General features: G+C 43.2%; 19 protein-coding genes. 8 read left to right on the top strand and 11 right to left on the bottom strand.

Features of this window, described 5'->3' with window-relative positions; all coding sequences use genetic code 11:
• Nucleotides 1–239: 239 nt before the first annotated feature.
• Entirely contained in the window at nucleotides 240–1,016 is a 777-nt protein-coding gene (gene deoC, locus KI655_RS19380) for a deoxyribose-phosphate aldolase (protein WP_285408013.1), read from the top strand.
• 250 nt (nucleotides 1,017–1,266) lie between these two features.
• Here deoC and KI655_RS19385 read toward each other — a convergent pair whose 3' ends face one another.
• The 3 genes from KI655_RS19385 to KI655_RS19395 are packed head-to-tail and all read right to left on the bottom strand — an operon-like array spanning nucleotide 1,267 to nucleotide 2,424.
• Complete coding sequence (locus KI655_RS19385) at nucleotides 1,267–1,689, bottom strand: YeeE/YedE family protein (RefSeq protein ID WP_285408015.1); 423 nt, start codon at nucleotides 1,687–1,689, stop codon at nucleotides 1,267–1,269.
• Entirely contained in the window at nucleotides 1,690–2,112 is a 423-nt protein-coding gene (locus KI655_RS19390) for a YeeE/YedE family protein (RefSeq protein WP_285408016.1), read from the bottom strand. It abuts the gene before it with no gap.
• A complete protein-coding gene (locus KI655_RS19395) occupies nucleotides 2,113–2,424 on the bottom strand; it encodes a metalloregulator ArsR/SmtB family transcription factor (RefSeq protein ID WP_285408017.1) in 312 nt (103 codons plus the stop codon).
• 145 nt (nucleotides 2,425–2,569) lie between these two features.
• Here KI655_RS19395 and KI655_RS19400 point away from each other — a divergent pair, with 145 nt between their 5' ends.
• Together KI655_RS19400 and KI655_RS19405 are read left to right on the top strand one after the other, a co-directional pair.
• Nucleotides 2,570–4,273, top strand: a complete 1,704-nt coding sequence (locus tag KI655_RS19400; RefSeq protein WP_285408018.1) for an FAD-dependent oxidoreductase — start codon at nucleotides 2,570–2,572, stop codon at nucleotides 4,271–4,273.
• A 215-nt stretch (nucleotides 4,274–4,488) separates the two neighbouring features.
• The gene (locus tag KI655_RS19405; protein WP_285408019.1) at nucleotides 4,489–5,487 is read left to right on the top strand and encodes a LacI family DNA-binding transcriptional regulator; all 999 of its coding nucleotides are present in this window, start codon (nucleotides 4,489–4,491) and stop codon (nucleotides 5,485–5,487) included.
• A 152-nt stretch (nucleotides 5,488–5,639) separates the two neighbouring features.
• Here KI655_RS19405 and KI655_RS19410 read toward each other — a convergent pair whose 3' ends face one another.
• From KI655_RS19410 to KI655_RS19425, 4 genes are all read right to left on the bottom strand, one after another.
• Entirely contained in the window at nucleotides 5,640–6,566 is a 927-nt protein-coding gene (locus tag KI655_RS19410) for an aminoimidazole riboside kinase (RefSeq protein WP_285408108.1), read from the bottom strand.
• A 111-nt stretch (nucleotides 6,567–6,677) separates the two neighbouring features.
• Nucleotides 6,678–8,147 carry a glycoside hydrolase family 32 protein gene (locus KI655_RS19415; protein ID WP_285408020.1) on the bottom strand — a complete coding sequence of 490 codons (1,470 nt, stop codon included), beginning with the start codon at nucleotides 8,145–8,147 and terminating at the stop codon, nucleotides 6,678–6,680.
• Nucleotides 8,148–8,212: 65 nt separating this feature from the next.
• The gene (locus KI655_RS19420; RefSeq protein WP_285408021.1) at nucleotides 8,213–9,469 is read right to left on the bottom strand and encodes an MFS transporter; all 1,257 of its coding nucleotides are present in this window, start codon (nucleotides 9,467–9,469) and stop codon (nucleotides 8,213–8,215) included.
• Between the two features lie 288 nt (nucleotides 9,470–9,757).
• Entirely contained in the window at nucleotides 9,758–10,618 is an 861-nt protein-coding gene (locus KI655_RS19425; protein ID WP_285408022.1) for an SDR family oxidoreductase, read from the bottom strand.
• Nucleotides 10,619–10,759: 141 nt separating this feature from the next.
• On the opposite strand from KI655_RS19425, the gene KI655_RS19430 reads away from it, so the two are divergent.
• Complete coding sequence (locus KI655_RS19430; protein ID WP_285408023.1) at nucleotides 10,760–11,677, top strand: LysR family transcriptional regulator; 918 nt, start codon at nucleotides 10,760–10,762, stop codon at nucleotides 11,675–11,677.
• A gap of 86 nt (nucleotides 11,678–11,763) precedes the next feature.
• On the opposite strand, the gene KI655_RS19435 is transcribed toward KI655_RS19430, so the two are convergent.
• From KI655_RS19435 to KI655_RS19450, 4 genes are all read right to left on the bottom strand, one after another.
• The gene (locus KI655_RS19435) at nucleotides 11,764–12,111 is read right to left on the bottom strand and encodes an ATPase (protein WP_285408024.1); all 348 of its coding nucleotides are present in this window, start codon (nucleotides 12,109–12,111) and stop codon (nucleotides 11,764–11,766) included.
• Between the two features lie 9 nt (nucleotides 12,112–12,120).
• Nucleotides 12,121–14,157: a S8 family serine peptidase gene (locus tag KI655_RS19440; protein ID WP_285408025.1), complete on the bottom strand. Its 2,037-nt coding sequence runs from the start codon at nucleotides 14,155–14,157 to the stop codon at nucleotides 12,121–12,123.
• Between the two features lie 372 nt (nucleotides 14,158–14,529).
• Nucleotides 14,530–15,435, bottom strand: coding sequence for a LysR family transcriptional regulator (locus KI655_RS19445; RefSeq protein WP_285408027.1), 906 nt, complete (start codon nucleotides 15,433–15,435; stop codon nucleotides 14,530–14,532).
• Between the two features lie 151 nt (nucleotides 15,436–15,586).
• Entirely contained in the window at nucleotides 15,587–18,412 is a 2,826-nt protein-coding gene (locus KI655_RS19450) for an FAD-binding and (Fe-S)-binding domain-containing protein (RefSeq protein WP_285408028.1), read from the bottom strand.
• A 206-nt stretch (nucleotides 18,413–18,618) separates the two neighbouring features.
• Between KI655_RS19450 and KI655_RS19455 the strand changes: the two genes are divergently transcribed.
• From KI655_RS19455 to KI655_RS19470, 4 genes are all read left to right on the top strand, one after another.
• The gene (locus KI655_RS19455; protein ID WP_285408029.1) at nucleotides 18,619–18,864 is read left to right on the top strand and encodes a hypothetical protein; all 246 of its coding nucleotides are present in this window, start codon (nucleotides 18,619–18,621) and stop codon (nucleotides 18,862–18,864) included.
• 9 nt (nucleotides 18,865–18,873) lie between these two features.
• Nucleotides 18,874–19,347, top strand: a complete 474-nt coding sequence (locus KI655_RS19460; protein ID WP_285408030.1) for a hypothetical protein — start codon at nucleotides 18,874–18,876, stop codon at nucleotides 19,345–19,347.
• A 150-nt stretch (nucleotides 19,348–19,497) separates the two neighbouring features.
• Complete coding sequence (locus KI655_RS19465) at nucleotides 19,498–21,534, top strand: ATP-dependent endonuclease (RefSeq protein WP_285408031.1); 2,037 nt, start codon at nucleotides 19,498–19,500, stop codon at nucleotides 21,532–21,534.
• The gene (locus tag KI655_RS19470; RefSeq protein ID WP_285408032.1) at nucleotides 21,534–23,213 is read left to right on the top strand and encodes an ATP-dependent helicase; all 1,680 of its coding nucleotides are present in this window, start codon (nucleotides 21,534–21,536) and stop codon (nucleotides 23,211–23,213) included. The genes KI655_RS19465 and KI655_RS19470 overlap by 1 nt, the downstream gene beginning before the upstream one ends.
• Nucleotides 23,214–23,230 lie beyond the last annotated feature (17 nt).

Genomic DNA, 23,230 nt, shown 5'->3' on the forward strand with positions numbered 1-23,230 from the left:
CTACTTGAGCTGTAGCAAGCTCATCAATCTGTTATATATAAATGTACAATTTCTGTATCTATTATAGGTTTTAGCCTCTTCTTATAATAGCCTCACTTTCGGTTTGAACTGGAAGTCACTCAAAGCGTTAGGATGAATACTCGTTGATCAATACTGCAAGGACGCGTCTAAAATTCAGAGCGACAATTAGGTCGTTAATCGCTTGAGATTTAAATGACATAACTCAACAGGAGCTATCTATGAGCGATTTAAAAACTGCAGCATTGCGTGCACTTAAATTAATGGATCTTACTACTTTAAACGATGATGACACGGATGAAAAAATCATCGAGTTGTGTAAGAGCGCTAAAACATCTGTAGGTAATACGGCTGCTGTCTGCATCTACCCACGTTTCATCCCTGTCGCCAAAAAACAATTACGTTTGCAAGGTACACCTGATATTCGTGTCGTTACTGTCACTAACTTCCCTCACGGTAACGACGACATCGAAATTGCAGTTGCAGAAACGAAAGCGGCCCTTATGTACGGTGCTGATGAGGTGGATGTAACGTTCCCATACCGTGCACTTATGGCTGGAAACGAAGACGTGGGATTTGAAATGGTTAAACAGTGTAAAGCAGCCTGCGGTGATACACCTTTGAAAGTCATCATTGAATCTGGTGAGCTGCAAACGAATGCGCTGATCAGAAAAGCATCTGAGATTTCAATCAAAGCAGGGGCTGACATCATTAAAACATCCACAGGTAAAGTACCCGTAAATGCAACTCTAGACGCAGCTGAAGCTATGCTGTCAGTTATCAAAGACATGGGTGTGGAAAAAACCGTTGGTTTCAAAGCCTCTGGTGGAGTACAAACTGCCGAAGATGCAAAAAAATACCTAGATATGGTTGATACTATTTTTGGTACCGAGTGGGCGGAAAATAGCATGCATTATCGTTTTGGTGCGTCTAGCTTACTAACAAACCTGCTAAATACACTAGGTGAAAGTGAGGAAGTAGCTAAGAGCAGTTACTAAACAACTCTTGCTGAGAGGACTCATAGCCATCTTAGCTACCGTACCTTCTTGCATCATCAGAAACGTATCTAACTGAATACAATAAAAAGTCAGTAAACAGCTAAAAGCCGCTTTCCATGAAGTGACCCCGTAAAGTTGGACATTTCTGTTAAGCGGCTTTTAGTTCTCTCAATTTTAAACGAACAACAAGTGTGCTTTGTTAACCACTGTATCAAAGTGATTACGCTATATATGGCTAGTTGGTATACGGCTATTTGGTCGAGACTAACGCAACCAACTTCATTCCAATCATCATACTGGCAATGAACGAGATGATGGTAATGCTACCCTCGCCCAAACTGGCGACCGCTGGTCCCGGGCAGATACCACCGATTCCCCAACCTAAGCCGAAAATAGACGCACCTAAAATCAGCTTACGATCAATCTTTGTATTCGTAGGCAGGCTAAAAGCATTGCCATCAACGGTTTTACTGCGAGGTTTAATAATGAAATGGTAGAAAGGCGTAAATACGAGTAAAGCGCCCCCCATCACAAACGCAAGACTAGGGTCCCAATCACCTGTGATGTCGAGAAACGCAAAAATGTTAGCCGGATCGACCATGCCAGAGATATTCATTCCAGCACCGAATAGTACGCCAGACAAAAGAGCGACAAACAAAGAGACAGGATTCATTTAGAGCACTCCTAAACTACGACGTACAAATACAACGGCAATCGCGACAATCATAAAGGTACAGGTCGCGACGATTGAACGTTTAGAGAAACGCCCCATGCCAATAATGCCATGTCCGCTGGTACAGCCATTACCTAGGCGCGTGCCGATACCTACCAATCCACCGGCAACCACAACCAAGCCAAGATTCATTGTGCTTAAATCAGGCAATTCAAAACCAATTGGGCGTGTAAATATAATGCTGGTCACCATGCCAAACAGAAACAATACTCGCCACAGTCGATCTCCCGCTTTAGGGGCAAGTAATCCACTAATAATCCCACTTATTCCTGCAACTTTTCCGCTAAATAACATGAGCAGACCTGCAGATAAGCCGAGCAAAGCACCACCAGCTAGTGCGTGCCAAGGTATAGAGAATTCCATCTACTTACCCTCTTGTTGATGTTTACAAAATACGCTGTGAAGTGACTCCATCAACATCATGACTCGTTCATCGGCTAACGAATAAAACACTTGTTGCGCTTCTTTTCTCACTTTCACCAAGCCTTTCTTCTTAAGCACAGTGAGCTGTTGAGAAAATGCAGACTGGCTTAAATGAGAAGATTTCAGCAATTCTGTAAACCCTACTTCGCCCTTACCTAACTGACACAGCACCATTAACCTATCAGGGTGAGCCATCGATTTTAAAAACTCAGCAGTTTCATTTGCGTTATCCCGCATCTCTTCAACGTTCATCGTTTTAATCTCATCACTTAATTCTGGATATTATGATGGTTTAACTTTATTTATTAGTCAATTCTAATTTAGATAAATTTAAATTAGACTTATCTAATTATTGGTTTTATAGTAATCACCAACCAGAAGATTAAAAGGTGGCCTTATGACTAAAATTGTTATTGTTGGTGGCGTTGCAGGCGGAGCATCTGCTGCTGCACGTGCTCGTCGCTTGAGTGAAGATGCAGAAATTATCATGTTCGAGAGAGGAAGTTTCGTCTCGTTCGCTAATTGCGGCTTGCCATACCACATAGGTGGCGATATTAAGGATAGAAGTAAGCTCCTCCTACAAACTCCAGAAAGCTTCTTAGCTCGATTTAACGTTGATGTGCGTGTGATGAATGAAGTTGTATCAATCGATCGACACAACAAACGAGTTACCGTTAAGAATCTACTAGATGGTCGTGAGTATATTGAAAGCTATGACTTCCTCTTGCTCAGCCCTGGCGCCGGCCCAGTAGTTCCTCCAATTCTTGGGATTAATAACCCACTGACCCACTCACTGCGAAACATCCCAGACATGGATCGCATCATTAAAATCATTCAAATGAATAAACCTGAACACGCAACGGTGGTTGGTGGCGGATTCATTGGTTTAGAGATGATGGAAGCCTTCCACCAATTGGGAATCAAAACCACGCTAATTGAGATGGCGGATCAGGTGATGACACCTGTTGATCGTGAAATGGCGGGGTTCGCTCATGCTGAAATTCGCGAGAAAGGTATTGACCTTAAATTAGGCGTTGCGCTTGAAGCGGTCGAATACATTCCGAATCAACATATAGCCAGTATCGACTCAGGTGAAGACGAAGAGCATCAACATATCGAAGGTGAGCTCAACCTTGTTCTTAGCAACGGTGAGTCGCTCACCACCGATATTTTGATCATGGCCATTGGTGTGCGTCCTGAGACTAAGTTGGCAAAAGAAGCTGGCCTTCAAATCGGTGTATTGGGTGGTATTTACACTAACGATTCAATGCAAACGAGTGATCCAAGTATCTATGCTGTCGGTGATGCGATCGAAGAAAAAGACTTTATTACAGGCGCAAAAACGCTCGTTCCGCTTGCGGGGCCTGCAAACCGCCAAGGCCGCATGGCTGCCGACAACATGCTCGGACGCAATGAAACCTATCAAGGGACACAAGGCACTGCCATCTGTAAGATTTTTGACCTTGCCGTTGCCTCAACAGGCAGAAACGAGAAGCAGTTAAAGCGCGAGGGTGTGGTCTATGAAAAAGTCTATGTACACACTGCCAGCCACGCCAGCTACTACCCTGGTGCGGAAATTGTCTCATTCAAAATGCTGTTCGACCCGTCCACAGGAAAAATCTTAGGGGCTCAAGCGGTCGGTAAAGATGGTGTCGATAAACGCATCGATGTGATGGCGGTTGCTCAACGAGCAGGCATGACAGTTGAACAGCTTCAGCATCTAGAGCTGACTTACGCCCCCCCGTTTGGCAGCGCCAAAGACGTAATCAACCAAGCCGCTTTTGTGGCAAACAACATCATTAAGGGTGACGCGACGCCGATCCACTTTGATGAAGTCACTAATCTAAATGACTATCAGATTCTGTTGGATGTACGAAACCCGGCAGAGCTTGAGAACGTCGGATATATTTCAGGTGCCATCAACATACCTGTCGACCAACTTCGCCAGCGCATGGATGAGTTGCCAAAAGAGAAAGAGATCATTATCTACTGCCAAGTTGGGTTACGCGGTAACGTAGCCTATCGCCAACTCGTAAACAATGGGTTTAAAGCAAGAAACTTAATCGGCGGCTATCGAACGTTTAAGTTTGCGAATGCTTAAAGGTATAAACTAGATAGGTGGATGCAACCTTCGCGCATTCACCCAACCTTATAGGTCGTCACGAAACATAAGTTAGTCGCCATTGCTGCGATTCAATAACATCTAACTTGCATATAAAAGTTGTGTTTTCCCTAATTAACTTCCTCAGGGTAAAACGATATAATTCTGTTTAATATGAATTAATTTTTCTTACTTTTCGAGATTAACGGAAAACAATGGCTTCAATCAAAGATGTGTCAAAACTTGCAGGCGTTTCAACGATGACGGTATCACGTGTTATCAATAACCCTGACAAGGTTAGGCCCGCAACCCTTAAAAAAGTCAACGAAGCCATCAGAGCCCTTAATTATACGCCAGACTATTCCGCTCAAAAGATGCGTTCGAAAGGAACTGGGGATTACCAAGACTCGACCATCGGCGTACTTGCTTTAGAAGTCGCCACGACTCCTTTCTCGGTCGGTATTAACTACTCAATTGAGCAGACGGCACAAGAACAAGGTTGGAATTCGTTAATTTTTAATACTTCAGAGCCTACCCCTTCCGAACAAACGGTTGATCGTATACTTTCTCACAAACCCGCAGGTATTATCTTTGCTACGATGGGACTAAGAGAAGTAGTGGTTCCTGAAAGGCTTAAAGAAGTCCCTTTAGTTTTAGCCAACTGTTATTCTAACGATCACAATATTCCAAGTTATATCCCCGATGATGCTCATGGTCAGTTTCTTGGCACCCAGCATTTACTAAAACAAGGCTATAAAAAGCCTTTATTCATTATGTTGCACTCAAAACAACCCGCAGTCCCTTTACGACTATCTGGTATCGAAAAGGCTTGTCAAAACTCTCATTTGGCAATCGATGACTTCAGGTTCGAGCATATGTCTGAGCAGTGTAACTATCATGATACGATAACTATCATCGACCAAGCCATTGCACAAAACTATGACTTTGACAGCATCGTTTGTGGTAATGATCGCATTGCATTAGTCGCTTATATGCACCTGCATCGTATCGGTAAATCGATCCCCACTGATGTGGCTATCCTCGGTTATGACAACATGGATGAAATCGCCGACTTATTCGTCCCAGGCCTTACTACCATTCAACTCCCACACAGGGAGCTTGGGAAGCAGGCGGCACTACATATCATTGAGACTCGTCAAGATCGCGGTTTAATAAAACTGCCATGCCCATTAATTGAGAGAGAGTCAGTCTAACGACATAATCATTGAATTCTAAGGGGGAGTTTACGGTGATTAGATTTGGAGATGATGCGGGTCCGAATTGCCACAAATTTCTACGTATGGTCTAGACGACATTGCAAACAGAAGGGCTAGCATAAATCTTTGCTAGCCCTTTTTTAATTAACTTAAACAGCTATAAATTCGGACAAAGTTTCGATGGAAGGCAATGCGGTCATGGCACCTTTTTGTGTGGTCGCAAGAGCACCACAACCGTTACCCCAGCGAATTGCCGCATCAACATTTTTCCAATTGCGCCATTGTGGAGTTTGAGAGAGTTTCGCTAGCAAACCACCCACAAATGCATCGCCCGCTCCTGTGGTATCGACAACATTATCGATTTTCGAGCCAGTGATGAGTCTGCGTTCTCCGTCAAACAATGCCAACGCTCCCTTTTCGCCCAAAGTAATGAGAACTAATTTGTTCACTTGCTTTTCAAAAATAGTCAACGCATCTTCAAGCTCTACCGTATCCGTTAAGAATAATATCTCCTCTTCAGAGAACTTAACCACATCGGCTAACTCGACAGCTTTCATTACGATTGGCTTAATTTCAGCTTGGTTAGACCATACTTCGTTACGTAGATTTGGGTCGAAACTAACGTAACCTCCCGCCCCCTTGATGCGTTTCATTGCTTCTAAAGTAGCGCCACGCGAAGGCTCGTTTGCCAATGCGATAGAGCAGCTGTGCATCCACTCATGTTCAGAAAACATCGGGATATCTTGCTCGGCAAAAAACTGGTCTGCGCTCGGCTTCACCATGAAGGTAAAACTGCGCTCACCGATGTCATCCAAATCTACAATAACCGTTGAGGTACGTTGCTCATGATCAAGCAACATTGCAGTGGTATCAATGCCCTCTTCCTGTAGGGTATCTTTCATAAAGCGTCCGAGCGGGTCCTGCCCCACACGACCAAAAAATGCAGCATCACCGCTTAAGCGAGAGATCGCTACTGCAACGTTAGCTGGCGCGCCGCCCGGGCATTTTAAGTAGCTTGTTTCACCATCTGGAATGAGGTCAACAACTGCATCACCCGTGACCCAAACTCTTTTAATTTTCATAGTGTTACTCTTAATGTTAAGTGGAGCGAAATTCGACTGCTTGGCGCTAAAGCTCTCTTCGCATTATCAATTAAGAATCGAGAGCCTTAAGCGAATTCCTCAATGTTATTGATTCCAAATATCTTCAAGCTGCCAAACTTCAAGAGACTGCAGCTCAACAGCGCCATTTTCAGCAAATAACTTGAAACCCAAGCTATGCTCTGACGGGTAAATTCTACTTGTAATGACTTGCTCGCCACGATTCAAGAAAGTTTCTACAGAAGATCGGTCGAGGAATAGATGCAGCTCAACCGTATTTGATGAAGTATCTATATCTACACTACGTACTCCTGTGACAGCTTCACCTGAAAGAGTACGATCTAAGAATGCTCGCTTGGCCATACGATCATAGCCAACCAGTGTTCTTTCAAATGGAGCATCACCGACACGCAACATAAAACCAAAACGCTCAGCAGATGCGCCCGCTAATGAGAAACAAGCTTTGACTTCTAAAAGGTCAGATTGAATTTCGGTATCGCGGATTTCACTATCAAGGCAAGTAATAGCGCTAGTATCAAATTGCTTGCCCCTTAATGACGTTAGCTCTTTGATTGGTGTTTGCCAGATTTTGCCATTTTCATCAAGCTTCAGCTCTCTAGGTAAAGTTAAAGCACCACACCAACCTCTTGCTTTTGTTGGCATTTCACTGTGCCACATATCCATCCACGCAATCGCAACCTTTCGGCCATCTTCCGCATCAAATGTTTGGCAAGCATAAAAATCATGGCCGTAATCGAGCTCGACAAACTGGTCAAACGTAAAACGACAACTGTTCTTATCAAGATCTCCAACCATATAACCATTTTGGTGGAAGTTAAGGTTGTTGTAACCGTCAGCTTCCATACCCATTGGAGAGCATATTAATACTCGCTTATCCTCTAACGCGAAAAAGTCTGGACACTCCCACATGTAGCCAATACCAGGTGTCGCCTCAGCCATCACACCACGATATTTCCATTCACGAAGATCATCAGATTGATAGTAACCAATTTGACCAAAATCGCCGTCTTTCATACCGACAACCATGTGCCAGATATCATCCTCTTTCCAAACTTTTGGATCACGGAAATGAACCATATCCGATTTTGGCGCGTCACCAATAACTACGCCTTGTTTATCAAAGTGGATTCCATCAGAACTTGTTGCCAAGCATTGGATTTGCTTCATTTTGGTGTCGTCGCCTTCCTCACCAAGCCAGTTGTGGCCAGTGTACAAAAGAGCAAGCAAGTCGCCATCTGTTACCGCAGAGCCAGAGAAACAAGTACCTTCATCTCCAGGAGCTAACGCAATAGGTTGATGTCGCCAGTGCACCATGTCTTTTGAGGTTGCATGCCCCCAGTGCATCGGTCCCCAATCAGAAGAGTATGGGTGATGTTGATAAAAAGCATGATACACACCGTTATGAAAACACAAGCCATTAGGATCATTGACCCAGCCTGCAGGTGCCGCAATATGAAAACCAGGACGGTGATGACAACGCAGATTTGTAGCTGAAAGCGCTAATGTTTCATTCGCTTTAGACGTATTATTTTTCATAGATTATCCAGGGCTAATACCCCCCCCTCATAAATAAGGGGGAGAAGATTAAAGGAATTTGGGAATTAGGCTTTGACCAGTTCTTTTTCTGAAATTGTCTCAGTTTCTTTGTTTACTGATGGCTCTTTATCGCTCACCAAAGTGAAGCTTGAAATGGCGGCAAAGATAGCAACGACAACGCCTAAAATTAGATAAGTTTGTTGGAAACCAATGGTGTCATACGACTTCCCAACAAGTGGTGATAGAAAACTAGTGAATACTTGAATAACGAACTGAAAACCAAACAGGTACAACGTTGAAGCTAAACGCGTGTCAAAGTTCTTGCTGAAATACTTAAATACAGCAATCAATAAAATAGGAAGCTCTACAGCGTGCAGTAGTTTCATCGCAGAGATGCCCATCGCTGTCTCGACTAAACCTGAGCCAATGATGCGGCTAGCCATAATGAAGCCAGCTAGGATAAGGGAGTTTTTCGCGCCAATACGGTTTACTAAAAATGGCGCCAAGAACATGCCACCAGCTTCCAAAAATACTTGTAGCGAATTTAGGTAGCCAAACATACGGTTACCTTCTTCTACGGTGGCAAATTGAGAAGAGAAATAGATAGCGAATTGCTGATCATACACACCGTAAATGCAGGCGCAGCCAAAGATATACAAAGCAAAAGCGTGGAAGCGCGGCATTTTTAACAGCGCAAATAAGTCACCGACTCGTACTGGGTTAGCCTCAACATCACTATTGGTGTCCGTGTTATCAAACTTAACCAACATGATCATAACGGCAGCAATCATTGCTGAGACGGAAGCTAACCAGAAATTGATATTTGGGTTGATGTTAATCAGCGTTCCAGCAAAAAAAGTAGCAAACGCCCAACCTAATGAACCCCACATGCGCGCTTTGCCAAACTCGTAGTTCGACACACGACCGACACGTTCAACGTACGTTTCAATGGCACCAACACCTGCAAAGAAAGCGGCACCTAAATAAACAGCACCAGCAGCTGCACCGGCAAAAATGTTCGCTTGCAATAATGGGCCGTAGACATAAATGATGAATGGACCAACAAAAATAAGCAGCGACGCTATAAACCACATCAAATGTTTTCTCAGACCTAAGCGATCTTGGATATAGCCGTACAGAGGCTGTAAGCACAAGGCACCAACTGCATTTAGAGAGTATATGATGCCTGTATTTGCCCCATCTAGGCCTAAGTGCTGGCTCAACCAAATCGGGAATAGTGAAAACCAAAATGACCACGTCACGAAAAAGAAAAACAGCGTAGCACTGAGCAATATAAAATTGCGATTTTTACTTAATTTCATCATGTCCTCTATCAACATTCTTGTAGGGCTAATTATAGTATTTTTATTAAATGTTAACGTTAACATTGGTTGTTAAATTTTTTGATTCTGAGTTCAGAACCATAATATCTCAAATGTTAACGTTAACTTTTGCGGTATTATTGATAAAAATGAATTAGAAAGACAACTACGCATAGTAAAAAGTGTGACCTTGATAAAACAATACATATCGTGCGGTTATATGAGCGCCCCGATCCGAAGGGGGGCGCTTTCTAGATAGCTAAACAGAGAAACAAATGAACCACTTGATCACTTGGTAATGACGTGAGCAAACTCATCGGCAAAATCTGAGAAGGTTCTGGCTGGCTTGCCCGTTACACGCTCCACAGTATCGGTAACTTCTGTATAAGCTCCAGTAGCAAACCACGCCATGATCTCAGCGAGTGCGTTAGCAAACCACTCGTCCATTCCCGCTTCTTTAATGGCGCTGGCAAAAGCCTCCTCAGAGATGGCAACGTATTCGATATTTTTGCCCGTGGCCTGCGACAATACTGCTGCTTGTTCAGCAAAAGTTAGAGCCTCTGGGCCTGATAACAGATATGTTTGACCATGATGACCATCACCAGTTAACGCCTCAACAACAACCGCTGCCACATCTCGAATATCGACCACACTCTGTTTTGCGTTTGCCAAAGGCAAGAAGAATTGCCCCATACTATTGATGGTTTCTAGACTTCCGTACAAGTTCTGGAAGAACGAATTCGGTTGAATGATAGTCCATTGTAGGTTTGATTCTTTAAGCAAGTTGTCGGTAATAACATGAGTACGAATGATCTCAGAACCCGCATCGATCTTTGCCCCCATGCCCGAAAGTTTGACTACGTGCTCTACACTCGCAGCTTGTGCCGCTTCAATCACATTCGCCACCCATAGTTCGTTATCTTGGTGAATGGGCATAGAAACGTAGATACGCTTAACGCCTTTCATTGCGCTTTTCATCGATTCAACATCAGAGAAGTCACCTTCACGAATCTGCTCGGCCTTCAAATCCATCGCTTCTGCAGATTTCGACTTACGAACCATCACACCAAAGTCCGCGCCTTTGAGTTTAAGCTGACGAACCACTTCAGAACCTGTGTTACCTGTTGCGCCTAATACTAAAATATCCATGATGTTCTCCTATCGAGCTGAGCGTTAATTTGTTCAGGCAGTGAATGCTGCGGTATGGATATACTTTAGTTAATCCCGGTTATATTGACTAGATACAATAATTGGGCTTAACTATCCCAAATACGGGACAAGACAAACACAATGAAAGAGATATCTGCACTACCTTTGTTCGCAAAGGTCATCGAACTGAATAGTTTTGCTGAAGCAGCGAGACAATTGAATGTACCGACAACGACCGTTAGCCGAAAAATCCAGCAGTTGGAAGAGCAATTAGGCGGTAAACTGATTAATCGTTCTACTCGATCATTGTCACTTACCGAGCTAGGGCAACAAGTTCTACCAAAAGCACAGTTGATCGCCGATACAGTCAGCGAACTCTATGACCAAGCAGAAGATGCTGCAAACAAGCCGGTCGGAACTCTAAATATCACCGCACCAAGGGCGTTGAGTCAAAACTTACTCGCAACACTCTTTGCAGAATTTCAAGCGCGTTACCCCTCTATACGAATCAACCTCACGTCATCAAACCGCTATCAAGACATGACAAAGCAGAGCTTGGATTTTGCGTTTAGGCTCGGCCCATTAAATGACTCATCATTGGTTGCAATGACCTTATCTCCGGTGAAGTATGTACTCGCTATATCGAGTGAACTTGCAGACCAACTTCCGGAGATTAACCATCCAAATCAACTAACATCGTTGCCATGCATTCGAAATCATGTGGAAGGATATTTCCTACCCTGGCGCTTCAGCGACCATAATGAAACGATTGAAATATCTCAATCGGGAGGCATCACTTGCGATGACTTTTTTGTCAGCAAACAACTTTGCTTAGACGGTGCAGGCATTTGTTATCTTCCTATATCCATGCTTTACAAAGAGCTTAAGGAAAACAAACTCAAACTCCTTCTCGAACCTTGGGTTCCGAAAGATAAAACCATGCTATTGGTCTACCAAGATCGAACTCACCTTCCTCAAAAATCTCAGCTGTTCATCGAGTTCATGAGAGAAAAAAGAGAGCAAATTCACTCTTTCCTATCCTCTCAAGGGTATAAGTGATGTGAGAGCAGGCCATTAGAGATAGCAACAAAAAACGCCCCTCGAGTATGGGGCGTTTGCATATTTGAACAGCTTATTGAGATGTTTTACTGGTACAATAGCCTTCGCACAGGCTCTGGCTCGGTGTATTCCACTGATTCGTGCTCAGCAAGGTTATCCAGTTCGGATTGCTCGCCAGTCACAATCAGCACATGCTGGTCCAACAGCACATCGACCACTTGAATGTCGTGCTGTTGAAGAAGCGCTCTCACCTCGCTTTCCTTCCCTTCTACATACTTAACGAAGTAACGCGTAGGTTGTTGTTCAGCTTGTTCAGAGCGTTTATCCACCAAAGGAAAACCTTGGTTGTTAGCTAAACTGTGTGAGCTCAGCCCGAGTGCTAATAGCGCACTCACACCCATTGCGGACAACGAAACTAAGTTCAACGCCTTCATAGTCACTCCTTATTGAAAGGTTAGTGTCCAACTGTTGATGGTTCCTGTGTCTCTTCTGGCACTGTCTACCGCTTTTAGTTCCCAAGTACCCTGAGACTCAAAACCAGAGAAGTCGACTTGGTAAGTGGTATTGATATCGTTGGCACTGCCGCCTTGATTATCATGCAGCACCACTTGTCCGCCCGTTGGAGAAGTGAGTGTGATACGCAAGTCTCCAATGTAGGTATGAGCAACATCTAAATCAATCGTTACCATACCCGCATCACCGGAACGAACCACATCTAGTTCACTTACAACGCCTGCAGTGCTGTTATCAGGAATCGCAACCGCATCAGAATTGGTGTAGCTGTTCAGATCGGTTCCACTACCTGAACCATCAGGACCATTACAACCCGCATCTAGATATTGCTTCGCGGCATCTGCGTTCACAAGACCATGACCAGTGCGATTGTCACGCCCCACGACATCAATGTCCGTTGCTGTCTTGATCAGCGCATTACGCACCTGTGCAGCGGTACAGGTTGGGTGATAGCTCCACACTAAGCCCGCAACACCTGTTACGTGAGGTGTCGCCATGGAAGTACCGTTGTAGTACTCATAGTCTTCACCTTTGGTTGTTGAAACCGTGATCTCTTGGCCGACATAGCCCACCAGCTCTTGGCCAAACGCACGATCAACCGTCACCGACACCATGCGTGCTGCGTTGTATTGATCAACAAGGAAAGGGTTCTGCAAACCCGGTAGTTCGGAGTTACTGTACACAATCGCTGCGCTTGCTCCAGCGTTGTAACACGCTTGAACTGCATCAATCTCTGGGTAGCTCCCCGATGACTGATTACCGACACGCTCCGTCAAACAGATTTTGCCTGACATATCGCCACAATTGAAACGGCTACCAGAGACCTCACAGCTTGCCAGTTCTGCCGTAATTGAACCTGCGACTGGATCAGGACCGTAGCTCCCGCCACTTTGAACTAAGCGGTTGTGTGGCACAATACCACGCTCAAATTGGCTGACACCGTTTAACCTAATGTCGGATAGTTTGCCTTCGCCTAACGTCACGGTAGATAGAATGGCTACACCCGGACCTGCAATCTCAACTTGATTAGTTGCTTGAGAAAACGCAGCGTGGTCGCTCTTATCATCAACCGCAGCGACCGACATAACTGAGTCGTAAGACGCAGGGTAGCTGTGCGCTGTATTACCATCGTTACCAGCAGCGGCTATCAACAGAACTCCGTTATCGTAAACGGCATTTAGCGCATTTCTTTCGGTCACGCTTGATTGGCTACCACCTAAGCTCATGTTAACCACGTTCGCACCATTGTCTGCACACGTTTGTACCGCTTTCACCAAGCTGGACGAATAACCCCAGCCCGCTTCATTGAATACCTTGACGATATGCAGATTCACGTTTTGGTTTGGCATCACACCTTTAATGCCTTCAGTATTCGCAATCGCAGCGATGGTGCCTGCTACGTGTGTGCCGTGCGCGTTATTGTTTCCAGGTACGCTCCAAGAACCGGTGCCGCTGTCGTTAGTCCCTGACACAAGGTTGCCGCTCAGATCGTTATGAGCGAGATCGTAGCCTGAATCGATAATACACACTGTACGATTGCCAGCATTTGAGTCATCCAAAAGCTGAGCATTCACCGCTTCGTATCCCCAAGGGGTGGTTTCGCTTAATAGGTATCGTGGTGGGTCAATTTCCACATATTCAACATCACTACGATCACGCAGTTTCCCTAACTCTGAGTCTTCCATCTCCACACTGTAGATTGAGCTATTTCCCAGCTTTTCTACTTTGCGTGCTTTGAGTTGGTCTAATACCGACTCTTGCACAATGCGTGGCCCCCAAAAGGGGTTTCCCCCCATGAGTGAAGGGCTCGATGTATCTTCTTTAAACTTGACGATGTATTTGGTCGGCAAGTTAGATTCATCGAATCCAGAGAATGGTGCCGCTTGCGCTGACATAGAGAATGTCATTGCCACTGCTATGGCGGACAGTGGCATTAAGCCTTTCATTTTTAACGTTGTATAGTGCATCTGCTTTTTCCTTTAGCATATTTTTATTCACACATAACCCATCAAGAATCATTTATAAAATCTCGGCATGAGCTATTCAGCTATAAATTAATTGCGCTAAAGTCCAAATCATTCACCACGCAAATGTTTAATTCTTGAGCGATAATCACTCGGCAAACCAAAAGAGTGAACACTCAATATCCATTTTATTGTTTATAAAACATATAATTGCCAACCAAAAACATGCATTTTTAGTTACTTTATTAGAGTATTTATTCTAATTTTATAAAATTTCACCACTCTCAGCCAAACTAAAAATAACTGTGAGCAGTGCAATTGATAGATTGAATAATTAGTCACTTAAGGAGAAAAACTCGGTTTCATGAGGAAAGGCTAGAAACTATCTTTAGCTCGGTTGTAATAGTTGTAAATATGCTCGATAAACAACTTCGTCTTTATGGGCAAGTGCTTGGTGTAAGGATAGATTGCGTAGATTCCGAGTCGCTTGCCTACTTGGTTTTGGAGTACCTCCACCAGCCGACCACTTTTCAAATCTTCTGCCACCAAAACCTTAGGAACGTAGACGAGACCTTGTCCCAACAAGGCAGCTTGTCGGAGCGCTGAAGCGTTATTTGTACTGAAGTTACCTGTAACATGAAGGGTATAAACACCTTCATCTCCTTTAAACAACCACTCAAATGTCCCAGTTTCTTGATAGGAATAACCCAAGCAGTTGTGCATTCTCAAGTCTTGAGGTGAGTTAGGGCTACCCATTTCTTTGAGGTATTCTGGCGCTGCACATATCACCCAGTGAACATCCAAGAGCCGTCGGGCGATATAACTTGAATCAGGCAAAACCCCGGTACGTATCGCCATATCATAGCCTTCTCCAATCAAGTCAACAAAACGGTTATCTAGATCCATATGGATATGAATTTTCGGATACTTTTTGTTGAAGTCTGATATTGCTTTCGGGAGGATCAGTTCACCAGATATCGTGGGAACCGAAATGCGAATAGAGCCAGAGAGTTTTTCATCGAGCCCTTGCAGATCTTGCTCCGCGTTATAGACCGAATTGGCAACCTCTCGAGCATGGCGATAAAAGATTTCACCCGCCTCGGTCAAAGTGAGTTTGCGCGTCGTTCTATAGACAAGTTGCACACCTAAATCATGCTCTAGACGTGTGATCCGTTTACTAACAACGAATTTCGTTAGCCCCACATGGTCGGCTGCTTTGCTGAAAGAGCCTTGTTCTATAAGCTGATAAAAAATCAGAAAATCGTCGGTGTTTTTAACCATAACTCGAATGCACTTGTTACAACGCTGAATTACATTGTTGAAGTGAGTTTATAAGAATAAAAAATGGATGTCTTATAGTGAGCGAACACTTTTAGTGGCTTACCTTGTGGGGAAGCAAGGTAAGCGTTTGGTGTTAAATCACTATGACCGATTAACTAACGGCGATGGGCTCACTACACTCATCGACCAGGTAGACAATCGACTGGTAATCAATCCCTGAATGATGGCTCAAACCAATCTCACAAGTGCGGCTCGTAGAATAACCGCCTTGGCACCCCTCAACCTGAGTTGCCAAGGTGCTTAAAGCAGATTCGTTGAGCTCAGGAGTAGTAAAGCCTTTGTCTCCAGCAAAACCACAACAGGTAATCTGATCTGGAATAACGACGTTATTGCTACACGCGTTGACCAGTTCCACGATCTTGTTATCTAGGCCCATGCGTCGTGCAGAGCACGTAATATGAAGCGCGATTTTTTCGTCCGTCGGGGTGAAATCCAGTTTATCCATCATGTATTTATGAATGAATTCAACCGGCTCGTACAATTTGATACGAGGGTCCATGAAATCCAACAGTTGCATCGTACAAGGGCTGGTGTCGCAATAGACAGGAAACTCACCATAATTACTTGCTTCCAGCAGCATCTGTACCGTTTCTAACGCCTTAGTTTGAGCCTGATTGAACATCCCTTTGCTCTTAAACGGCATGCCGCAGCATTGCTCATTGAGTCGCTGAGGATAGATCACATCAAAACCTGCCTTTATCAATAAACTCTCTGTCTTATCGACTAACGATGTCTGATTCTTGGCATCTCTTGCTGGCCCCATCGTACGACTGGCGCAACTTGGTAGATAAACGACTTTAGGTTTGTTTGAACTTTTATCGCTATTGCTTCTGCCTTTGATAGTAATTTTCTTTGCGGCTGTCGGCATTTGAGGGTTCCAAAAACCCACTTTTTCTCCAGACACCTTACGAGCTGCTCGTGTTACGGCTCCCATTGCTTTAGTACCAAGCACGCCGTGGGTCGTATTTGCGACACTAAAAGTCGCCTTTGCTGCCGTTGTTACTGTATCGAAGTGATTAGCGATCCACTCTGACACCCCTTCTTTATCAGCATGACGGTCATGACGCAGCTGTCTTACTAAATCACCAGTATTAATACCGACCGGACAAACGGTTGAGCATAAGCCACAGCCAGCACAAGTATCCACAGCCATGTAGTCATATTTATCGGCAAATGCGGCTTTGTCTTCCCCGTCTAAGAGAGCCAGTTCGCGCTTACCTATGATTCGTTGGCGTGGGCTCAAAGTCAGGTTTCGAGACGGACACATACGCTCACAAAACCCACATTCGATACACTGATCGACAATGTCACTCACTGCTTCCATCGGTTTAAGGTTACTGATGTGCAGCTTAGGATTCTCGGTGATCATGACATCGGGGTTTAAGATGCCTTGCGGGTCGAAGATCTGCTTGATTTTAAGCATGTAGCTATACGCTTCATCTCCCCACTCTTTACGAACAAAAGGCGCCATGTTTCGGCCTGTACCGTGTTCTGCTTTCAAAGAGCCATCATACTTATTGACGACGATATCGCAGACAGCATCAATGAACCTCTCGTATCGCTCCACCTCTTGCTGCGAACCAAACCCTTGAGAGAAAATAAAGTGTAAGTTACCGTCTAACGCATGGCCATAAATCACACCATCGTAGTAGCCATACTCTTGCATTAACTGTTGCAAGTCCGTCAATGCATCCGCCAACGTCTCTATCTGAAAAGCGACATCTTCAATCAGTGCTGTTGTGCCCTTTGGTCTCGTCGCACCAACGGCTGGGAATATACCTTTGCGAATGTTCCAGTACGCCTGATACTCTTGAGGCTTATCAGTAAAGCTTGCTGGCACAACCAACTCAAGGTCTTCGATTTCAGTCAATATTGTCTGAATCTGCGCATCAAGCACGGCTTGTTCATCGGCTTCAGTTTGAACCAGAATCGCCGTTGCACCTTCAGGAGCCGTGGCAATATAGCTCGGCACTCCGTCCATGTGCTGCACCGCCTTAAGCGCAAAGTAATCAATCATTTCAGCAGCGGACACTGGCGTATTATTCAATTTAAATCGAGTTACCGCGTTGCTGGCAGTTCGGATATCTGGAAACACCAAAAATGCCGACGCCTTCAGTGGATACTTTCGAATCGTGTTATGAGTAATTTCTGAGATAAAGCCGAGCGTGCCTTCAGAGCCAATCAACAAGTGAGAAATGATGTCTATCGGATCTTCCCAATCGATCAAAGATCTCAAGCCATAACCGGTCGTATTTTTGATTTCATACTTACGAGCAATCCGCTCACTCAATGCAGTATTACTTTTGAGCTGCTTTGACAACTGTGTAATCTCATCAACCATTTGAGCATGCGTCTGCTTGAACGCTTCACGGCTGCTACTCGATCCGGTATCGAGTACTGTTCCATCCAGAAATACAATGCGCGCGGAGTCCATCACGCCATAGGTATCCATTGAATTCATTCCGGCCGCATTGTTAATCGCAATACCACCAACGCTGGCGGCGTCAATTGACGCTGGCATTGGCGCCAGTTGATGTTCGTAAGGTGAGAGATATCGGTTGGCATCGCCACCCAGAACTCCACATTGCATGCGAATTCGTTGGCCCTCATCGAGAATTTCAAAGTCTTTCCAATCCGATGTGATCGATATCAGAATGGAATCTGTAATGGTTTGACCCGATAAACTCGTCCCTGAACCTCGGAAGGTAATAGGCAAACTCATTTGGCTTGCCAACATCATTAGCTCAATCACTTCTTGCTCATTAGCAACTTGCACAATAACTTTAGGAACTAGTCGGTAAAAACTTGCATCAGTTCCGTACGCAAGCTTTCTAAGGTAATCGGTAATAATTCGTTCTTGAGGAATGAACTCTTTGGCGGCGTTGATGAACGCTTCGTAGCTATCTATCCCTTGCATCACATTGTCCTGTCTTTAATTGTAATTATTTATCACAACACTTTAACAGGTTGGTTACTTTGTGATTAGTAAGCCCTAAAGCGTTTTACTGTTTCCAAAACATTACTAATAGAGTTAGGCTGTAGTCACTGCAAGCAATAAAGGCTATGCTCACTTAACCCTTCTTGCCTTAGCACTTATATTCTCTACAAAACAAAAGACTCACTATGAAATTTGATATAAACGCACTAAAACACCACCAGCTGGTTGAAGATGGTCAATTAGAAGGGTGTTATATTCATCAGCCAGTACCAGGCAGTCAGCAAGATGACAAAGCCGTTGTGGAAGAGCGCAAAGCGCTGGAGAAAATGGGGTTTAAGGTGGTTCAGGTTAAAGCAAAAGGTGGGACAACAACCTTTGCAGAAGCGATGCAACAGTTAGCGAAGAAGACGGGGCACTCACCCAACAAATAGGATGGATGAATGAAGAATACAACCCCACAATCTATCGCCCCTAATTTGGATAAATGGCCTGTTGGCTCGCATGAGCGCCTAATAAATGGGTATTGGGAGCTGGGTATGATGAGATTTCATACTTTCACTAATGAGTGTAGAGAAGACCTCCAGAATACATACAATCGCATCAACAATGGATTAGGGGTTCAAACGATCTACATCGACCTACTCTCACTTGCAGATAAAGATTACAGAAACAAGTCGCAAATCATGGATATCATCCTAAGTGATAAGCCAACGTGGATCTGGTTTATTAATTGCGAGGGGCTTCTAAATGATTCTCTGGCTAGCTGGTTACGCTCAATCCTCACCACATGTAATGTAGATCATATTCGAGTAACTTTTGTGCTCGATAACCAAGAGCAGTTCAGCAGTATCTTCCAGCGTTATTCCGCGCCACTATACCAATCGACTATGGCTCTCGATCTTCAGAAGAGCTAGCTCGGTTCTGCCCCAAAACTTGATATTTCTAAAAAACCCTCACCGCCTAATATGATAGGGTTTACTTATCAATTGGTTGCTTAAGGTGTAATTAGATTTCTTGATTATTTAAGCGACTCGAACAGAATCCTCTACAAACAAGTGGTAAGCATGTTATTAAAGAAACTAGTAGTATCTGGCTACAAAAGCATATCCATAAGCCATCCTCAAACAATAGAGTTTGATCCTCAGCTAACAGTTTTTATTGGTCACAACGGAACAGGAAAAAGTGCCACGTTAGAGGCTCTAAATAAGTTGTTTTCAATCGACCATTCTTTACGTGGTATTGTACCTTCTGATTTTCACTTACCTGACGATGTGGATCCTGTAACACCAAGAAATTTAACTATAGAGGCATGGTTCAGTCTTGCAAACGGAAATCCATCGATTCCACCTTTAATTAATGGACTTACAGCATCTAGTTCAACTGGTGAAATCATATTTAGGGTTCGATTGGAAGCAAGCCTAAGCTTTGACTACAACCCTCTAGGAGATGTAGACGAAAATATTTGGGTAATCGATGGTGATATGGAAGAACCTGAAGACGATAATAAGCATCGTTTGTCTGCAACCCAAAGGAATGCGATTCAAGTCAACTATGTACCTGCCAATAGAGACCCATTAGTTCAATTAAAGTACTCATCAAAAGCCATATTGGGTCGTTTACTCAAGGCGATTAAATGGTCAGAGGGGGAGCAAGAGTCTTTTGAAGCACAAGCTCAGCAACTGAACCAATTAGCATCAGACAACCCAGCTTTAACCCAAATCACACGCGCGATTAATCACAATTGGCAGGAGATATACAAGGGGCGTCACCTCACTCAAGCTGGGCTTAATTTTCCTGTCGGTGATGTGGATGAAATATTGAGACTTATACAGCTTCAGTTTATGCCAGATGCAACTGGAAACAAGGTTGATACTAGTCGACTAAGTGATGGCCAAAAATCTCTAGTTTACTTTGCTCTAACCAAAGCATTATTTGATATAGATAAAGCGACACGACAAGCTGTTGTTGATAATCAACCATCAAATTTTGATGCTGATAAGATGAAGTTACCTATTTTTAGCTTGATCGTGCTTGAGGAGCCTGAGAACCATTTATCACCACACTATTTAGGTCGAATAATAAAGCTAGTAAAAGATTATGGTGCGACTGAACTCTGTCAATCAGTTATTTCTACGCACTCCGCTTCATTGGTTGGGCGTATAGAACCAACACAAATACGTCATTTTCGACTAGAAAATGAGAATATATGTACCAAGATTCAAGCCTTATTATTGCCTGAAGATACTGATGAGCAAGCTAAGTATATTAGCGAAGCTGTAAAGGCCTATCCAGAAATTTACTTTTCTAAACTAGTGATACTAGGTGAAGGCGATAGTGAGCAGGTTGTTCTTCCGAAGTTGCTGGAACACTTTGGAAAAGACATTGACGGTCATTCAATATCGGTGGTTCCACTTGGTGGAAAGCATGTTAACCATTTCTGGCGTTTGCTTAATTCTCTAAAGATCCCTTTTGTTACACTATTAGACTTTGATATTGATCGTAATGGTGGTGGTTTTGGCCGTATGAAGTATGTCGTGGAACAATTACTTTTAATGGATGAAATAAAGAGCGATTATATTAACGAAAACATTATCCCTTATATCCCCGACTGGAGTAGCGAGCGAAACGCTGATTCATTTTCAATACATTATGAAGATGGAAAAACAAGGATAATTACAGATGAATTAGAAGCATGTAATGTTTATTTTTCTAGTCCACTAGATATCGATTATTCAATGATTTGTGCTTTTCCTGAGATCTTTTGTGAAAAAGATGAAGCCTATGGAGAGAGAGGTCCCTCTGATGGCAAAGAAGATGAGGAAGAAGAAGATACTGTAAAAAGAGAGGCGGCGCTAATTAAAGCTGTACTCAAAAAAGGAAATGTTGGTAAACGGTTTGATTTTGGGTCAGATTGGGAAAGGAACTTCTTATGGTATCGCTATCGTTTCTTATCGAATAAAAGTAAACCTGCATCTCATGTTCGTATGTTTACTAAACTTGAGGAGCAATATACATCTCGAGAGATACTAGAAAAGTTACCACCAGAGTTAACACGATTGATGGAACGCATTGTTGAATTATCCGAACAGGTAGTTGAGTAATGACTGATTGGAAGCCATCAGAGAACATAGAAGCTACAACTGAACTAATGGATATTATTACCTGTGATGCATCGGTTGCTGTACTAGCAAGTGCAGGTGCAGGAAAAACAGAGTTGTTGGCCCAAAAAGCAAATTATTTGTTCTTTACAGATAAATGTGTTTGGCCAAAAAGAATTTTATCTCTTACGTTTAAAACCGAAGCTCAGTTAAACATAAAAGAGAGAATAAATAAGCGTTGCGGTCATAAAGCTACACGTTTTGACTCTTTTACATTCCACGCATTCAGCAAAAGTATCGTTGATAGATTCAAAAATATTCTTCCTGAAAATGAGCGTCCGATAGACAATTACGATATCGTCTTTCGTCGCCAAGATGCCAATGGCTCCAACAAAATATTGATGGACAACTTGCTAGCTTTGGCACTACGCATCTTGCGAGCAAGAGAAGATCTACGGACAATGTTTTCTTATTCTTATGCATATGTTTTTGTGGATGAGTTTCAAGATACGACTAATGAGCAATACGAGTTGTTACAATTGTTGTTTCAGAACTCCGATACTAAGATTTTAACTGTTGGAGATATTAACCAAAGTATCATGTTATGGGCCGGAGCTCGTCAAACTGTATTCACTGACTTTTTAAATGACTTTTCGGCACAAAAAAAACTCCTAGTCAAGAACTACCGAGCATCTAGTGAAATACAAAATGTTCTAGCAGTAGTATTGCAATTTGTACAGAACCCAAAATCTACAATCCAAGAAGTATCAACAATTCCGGAAAACTGCTCTCTAAATGCTTTCAGTGATGAACATCAAGAAGCCTCATTCATTGCTCACAGTATAAATGAAGCAATCAGAAGTGGTATCAACGCAAGCGATATTTCTGTTTTAACTAAGCAGCAAACATCACAGTACACTGAAATATTGAGAGCTGAGTTAACGAAGCTTGGTATAAACAACCTCGACATGACCGACCTACAAGATGCATTAAAAGAACCTCTTGGGCAATTATTCTCGCAGTTTTTAAAAGCGTTAGTGCATCCTGAACCCAAAGTCATGACCGAGCTATTTAAAGTTAATTTAGCCTTAAACAAGGTTGAGCCCGATGATGATAAAGAAGAAGCATTAACTACTTCTCTAGTTAATTTTATCTCTCTAAAACAAGAGTTAATAACAATAGCAACAACGGCTGATGACTTATTATCTTATATTCAAAGCTTTATTCATGAGATTGGTATGTCAAAAATAAAAGGAAGATGGAAACAATATAAATCCTCTGCTTATTTTAGTCATGTATGGCAAGCGCTTGAAGTACATTTGAGAAATATGTGTAATCAGACCAATTCATTAGAAGATGCTGCAAAGCTATTTAGTGCTGAGAACGCTGTACATTTAATGAACATCCACAAGTGTAAAGGTCTTGAGTATCATACTGTATACTTTATGGGGTTAGAAGATCAGGCTTTTTGGAACTATTCCGAACAAACATTTGAGGATAATTGTGCAATATACGTTGCCTTGTCCCGCGCTAAAAATCACATATGCGTAACTATTAGTAAACGTAGAGAACATAGGGTTCATTGGCAGCATGATAATACGACTTCAACATTTGTTGCCGTAAAGCCTGTTATAAGTTTGTTGAAAGATAAATGTAAGTTTGCTGCTATGAGCCATGCTTAAGACATCAACATACTTTT

It is taken from the genome of Vibrio sp. D404a (assembly GCF_030248535.1).
Taxonomy (GTDB): domain Bacteria; phylum Pseudomonadota; class Gammaproteobacteria; order Enterobacterales; family Vibrionaceae; genus Vibrio.

Coding starts and splice junctions, on each gene's coding strand:
- KI655_RS19450 (WP_285408028.1), bottom strand. CDS start 18,412: ATGCAAGGGATAGATAGCTACGAAGCGTTCATCAACGCCGCCAAAGAG.
- KI655_RS19445 (WP_285408027.1), bottom strand. CDS start 15,435: ATGGTTAAAAACACCGACGATTTTCTGATTTTTTATCAGCTTATAGAA.
- KI655_RS19440 (WP_285408025.1), bottom strand. CDS start 14,157: ATGCACTATACAACGTTAAAAATGAAAGGCTTAATGCCACTGTCCGCC.
- KI655_RS19415 (WP_285408020.1), bottom strand. CDS start 8,147: ATGAAAAATAATACGTCTAAAGCGAATGAAACATTAGCGCTTTCAGCT.
- deoC (WP_285408013.1), top strand. CDS start 240: ATGAGCGATTTAAAAACTGCAGCATTGCGTGCACTTAAATTAATGGAT.
- KI655_RS19455 (WP_285408029.1), top strand. CDS start 18,619: ATGAAATTTGATATAAACGCACTAAAACACCACCAGCTGGTTGAAGAT.
- KI655_RS19425 (WP_285408022.1), bottom strand. CDS start 10,618: ATGGATATTTTAGTATTAGGCGCAACAGGTAACACAGGTTCTGAAGTG.
- KI655_RS19395 (WP_285408017.1), bottom strand. CDS start 2,424: ATGAACGTTGAAGAGATGCGGGATAACGCAAATGAAACTGCTGAGTTT.
- KI655_RS19405 (WP_285408019.1), top strand. CDS start 4,489: ATGGCTTCAATCAAAGATGTGTCAAAACTTGCAGGCGTTTCAACGATG.
- KI655_RS19430 (WP_285408023.1), top strand. CDS start 10,760: ATGAAAGAGATATCTGCACTACCTTTGTTCGCAAAGGTCATCGAACTG.
- KI655_RS19385 (WP_285408015.1), bottom strand. CDS start 1,689: ATGAATCCTGTCTCTTTGTTTGTCGCTCTTTTGTCTGGCGTACTATTC.
- KI655_RS19420 (WP_285408021.1), bottom strand. CDS start 9,469: ATGAAATTAAGTAAAAATCGCAATTTTATATTGCTCAGTGCTACGCTG.
- KI655_RS19465 (WP_285408031.1), top strand. CDS start 19,498: ATGTTATTAAAGAAACTAGTAGTATCTGGCTACAAAAGCATATCCATA.
- KI655_RS19470 (WP_285408032.1), top strand. CDS start 21,534: ATGACTGATTGGAAGCCATCAGAGAACATAGAAGCTACAACTGAACTA.
- KI655_RS19435 (WP_285408024.1), bottom strand. CDS start 12,111: ATGAAGGCGTTGAACTTAGTTTCGTTGTCCGCAATGGGTGTGAGTGCG.
- KI655_RS19460 (WP_285408030.1), top strand. CDS start 18,874: ATGAAGAATACAACCCCACAATCTATCGCCCCTAATTTGGATAAATGG.
- KI655_RS19390 (WP_285408016.1), bottom strand. CDS start 2,112: ATGGAATTCTCTATACCTTGGCACGCACTAGCTGGTGGTGCTTTGCTC.
- KI655_RS19400 (WP_285408018.1), top strand. CDS start 2,570: ATGACTAAAATTGTTATTGTTGGTGGCGTTGCAGGCGGAGCATCTGCT.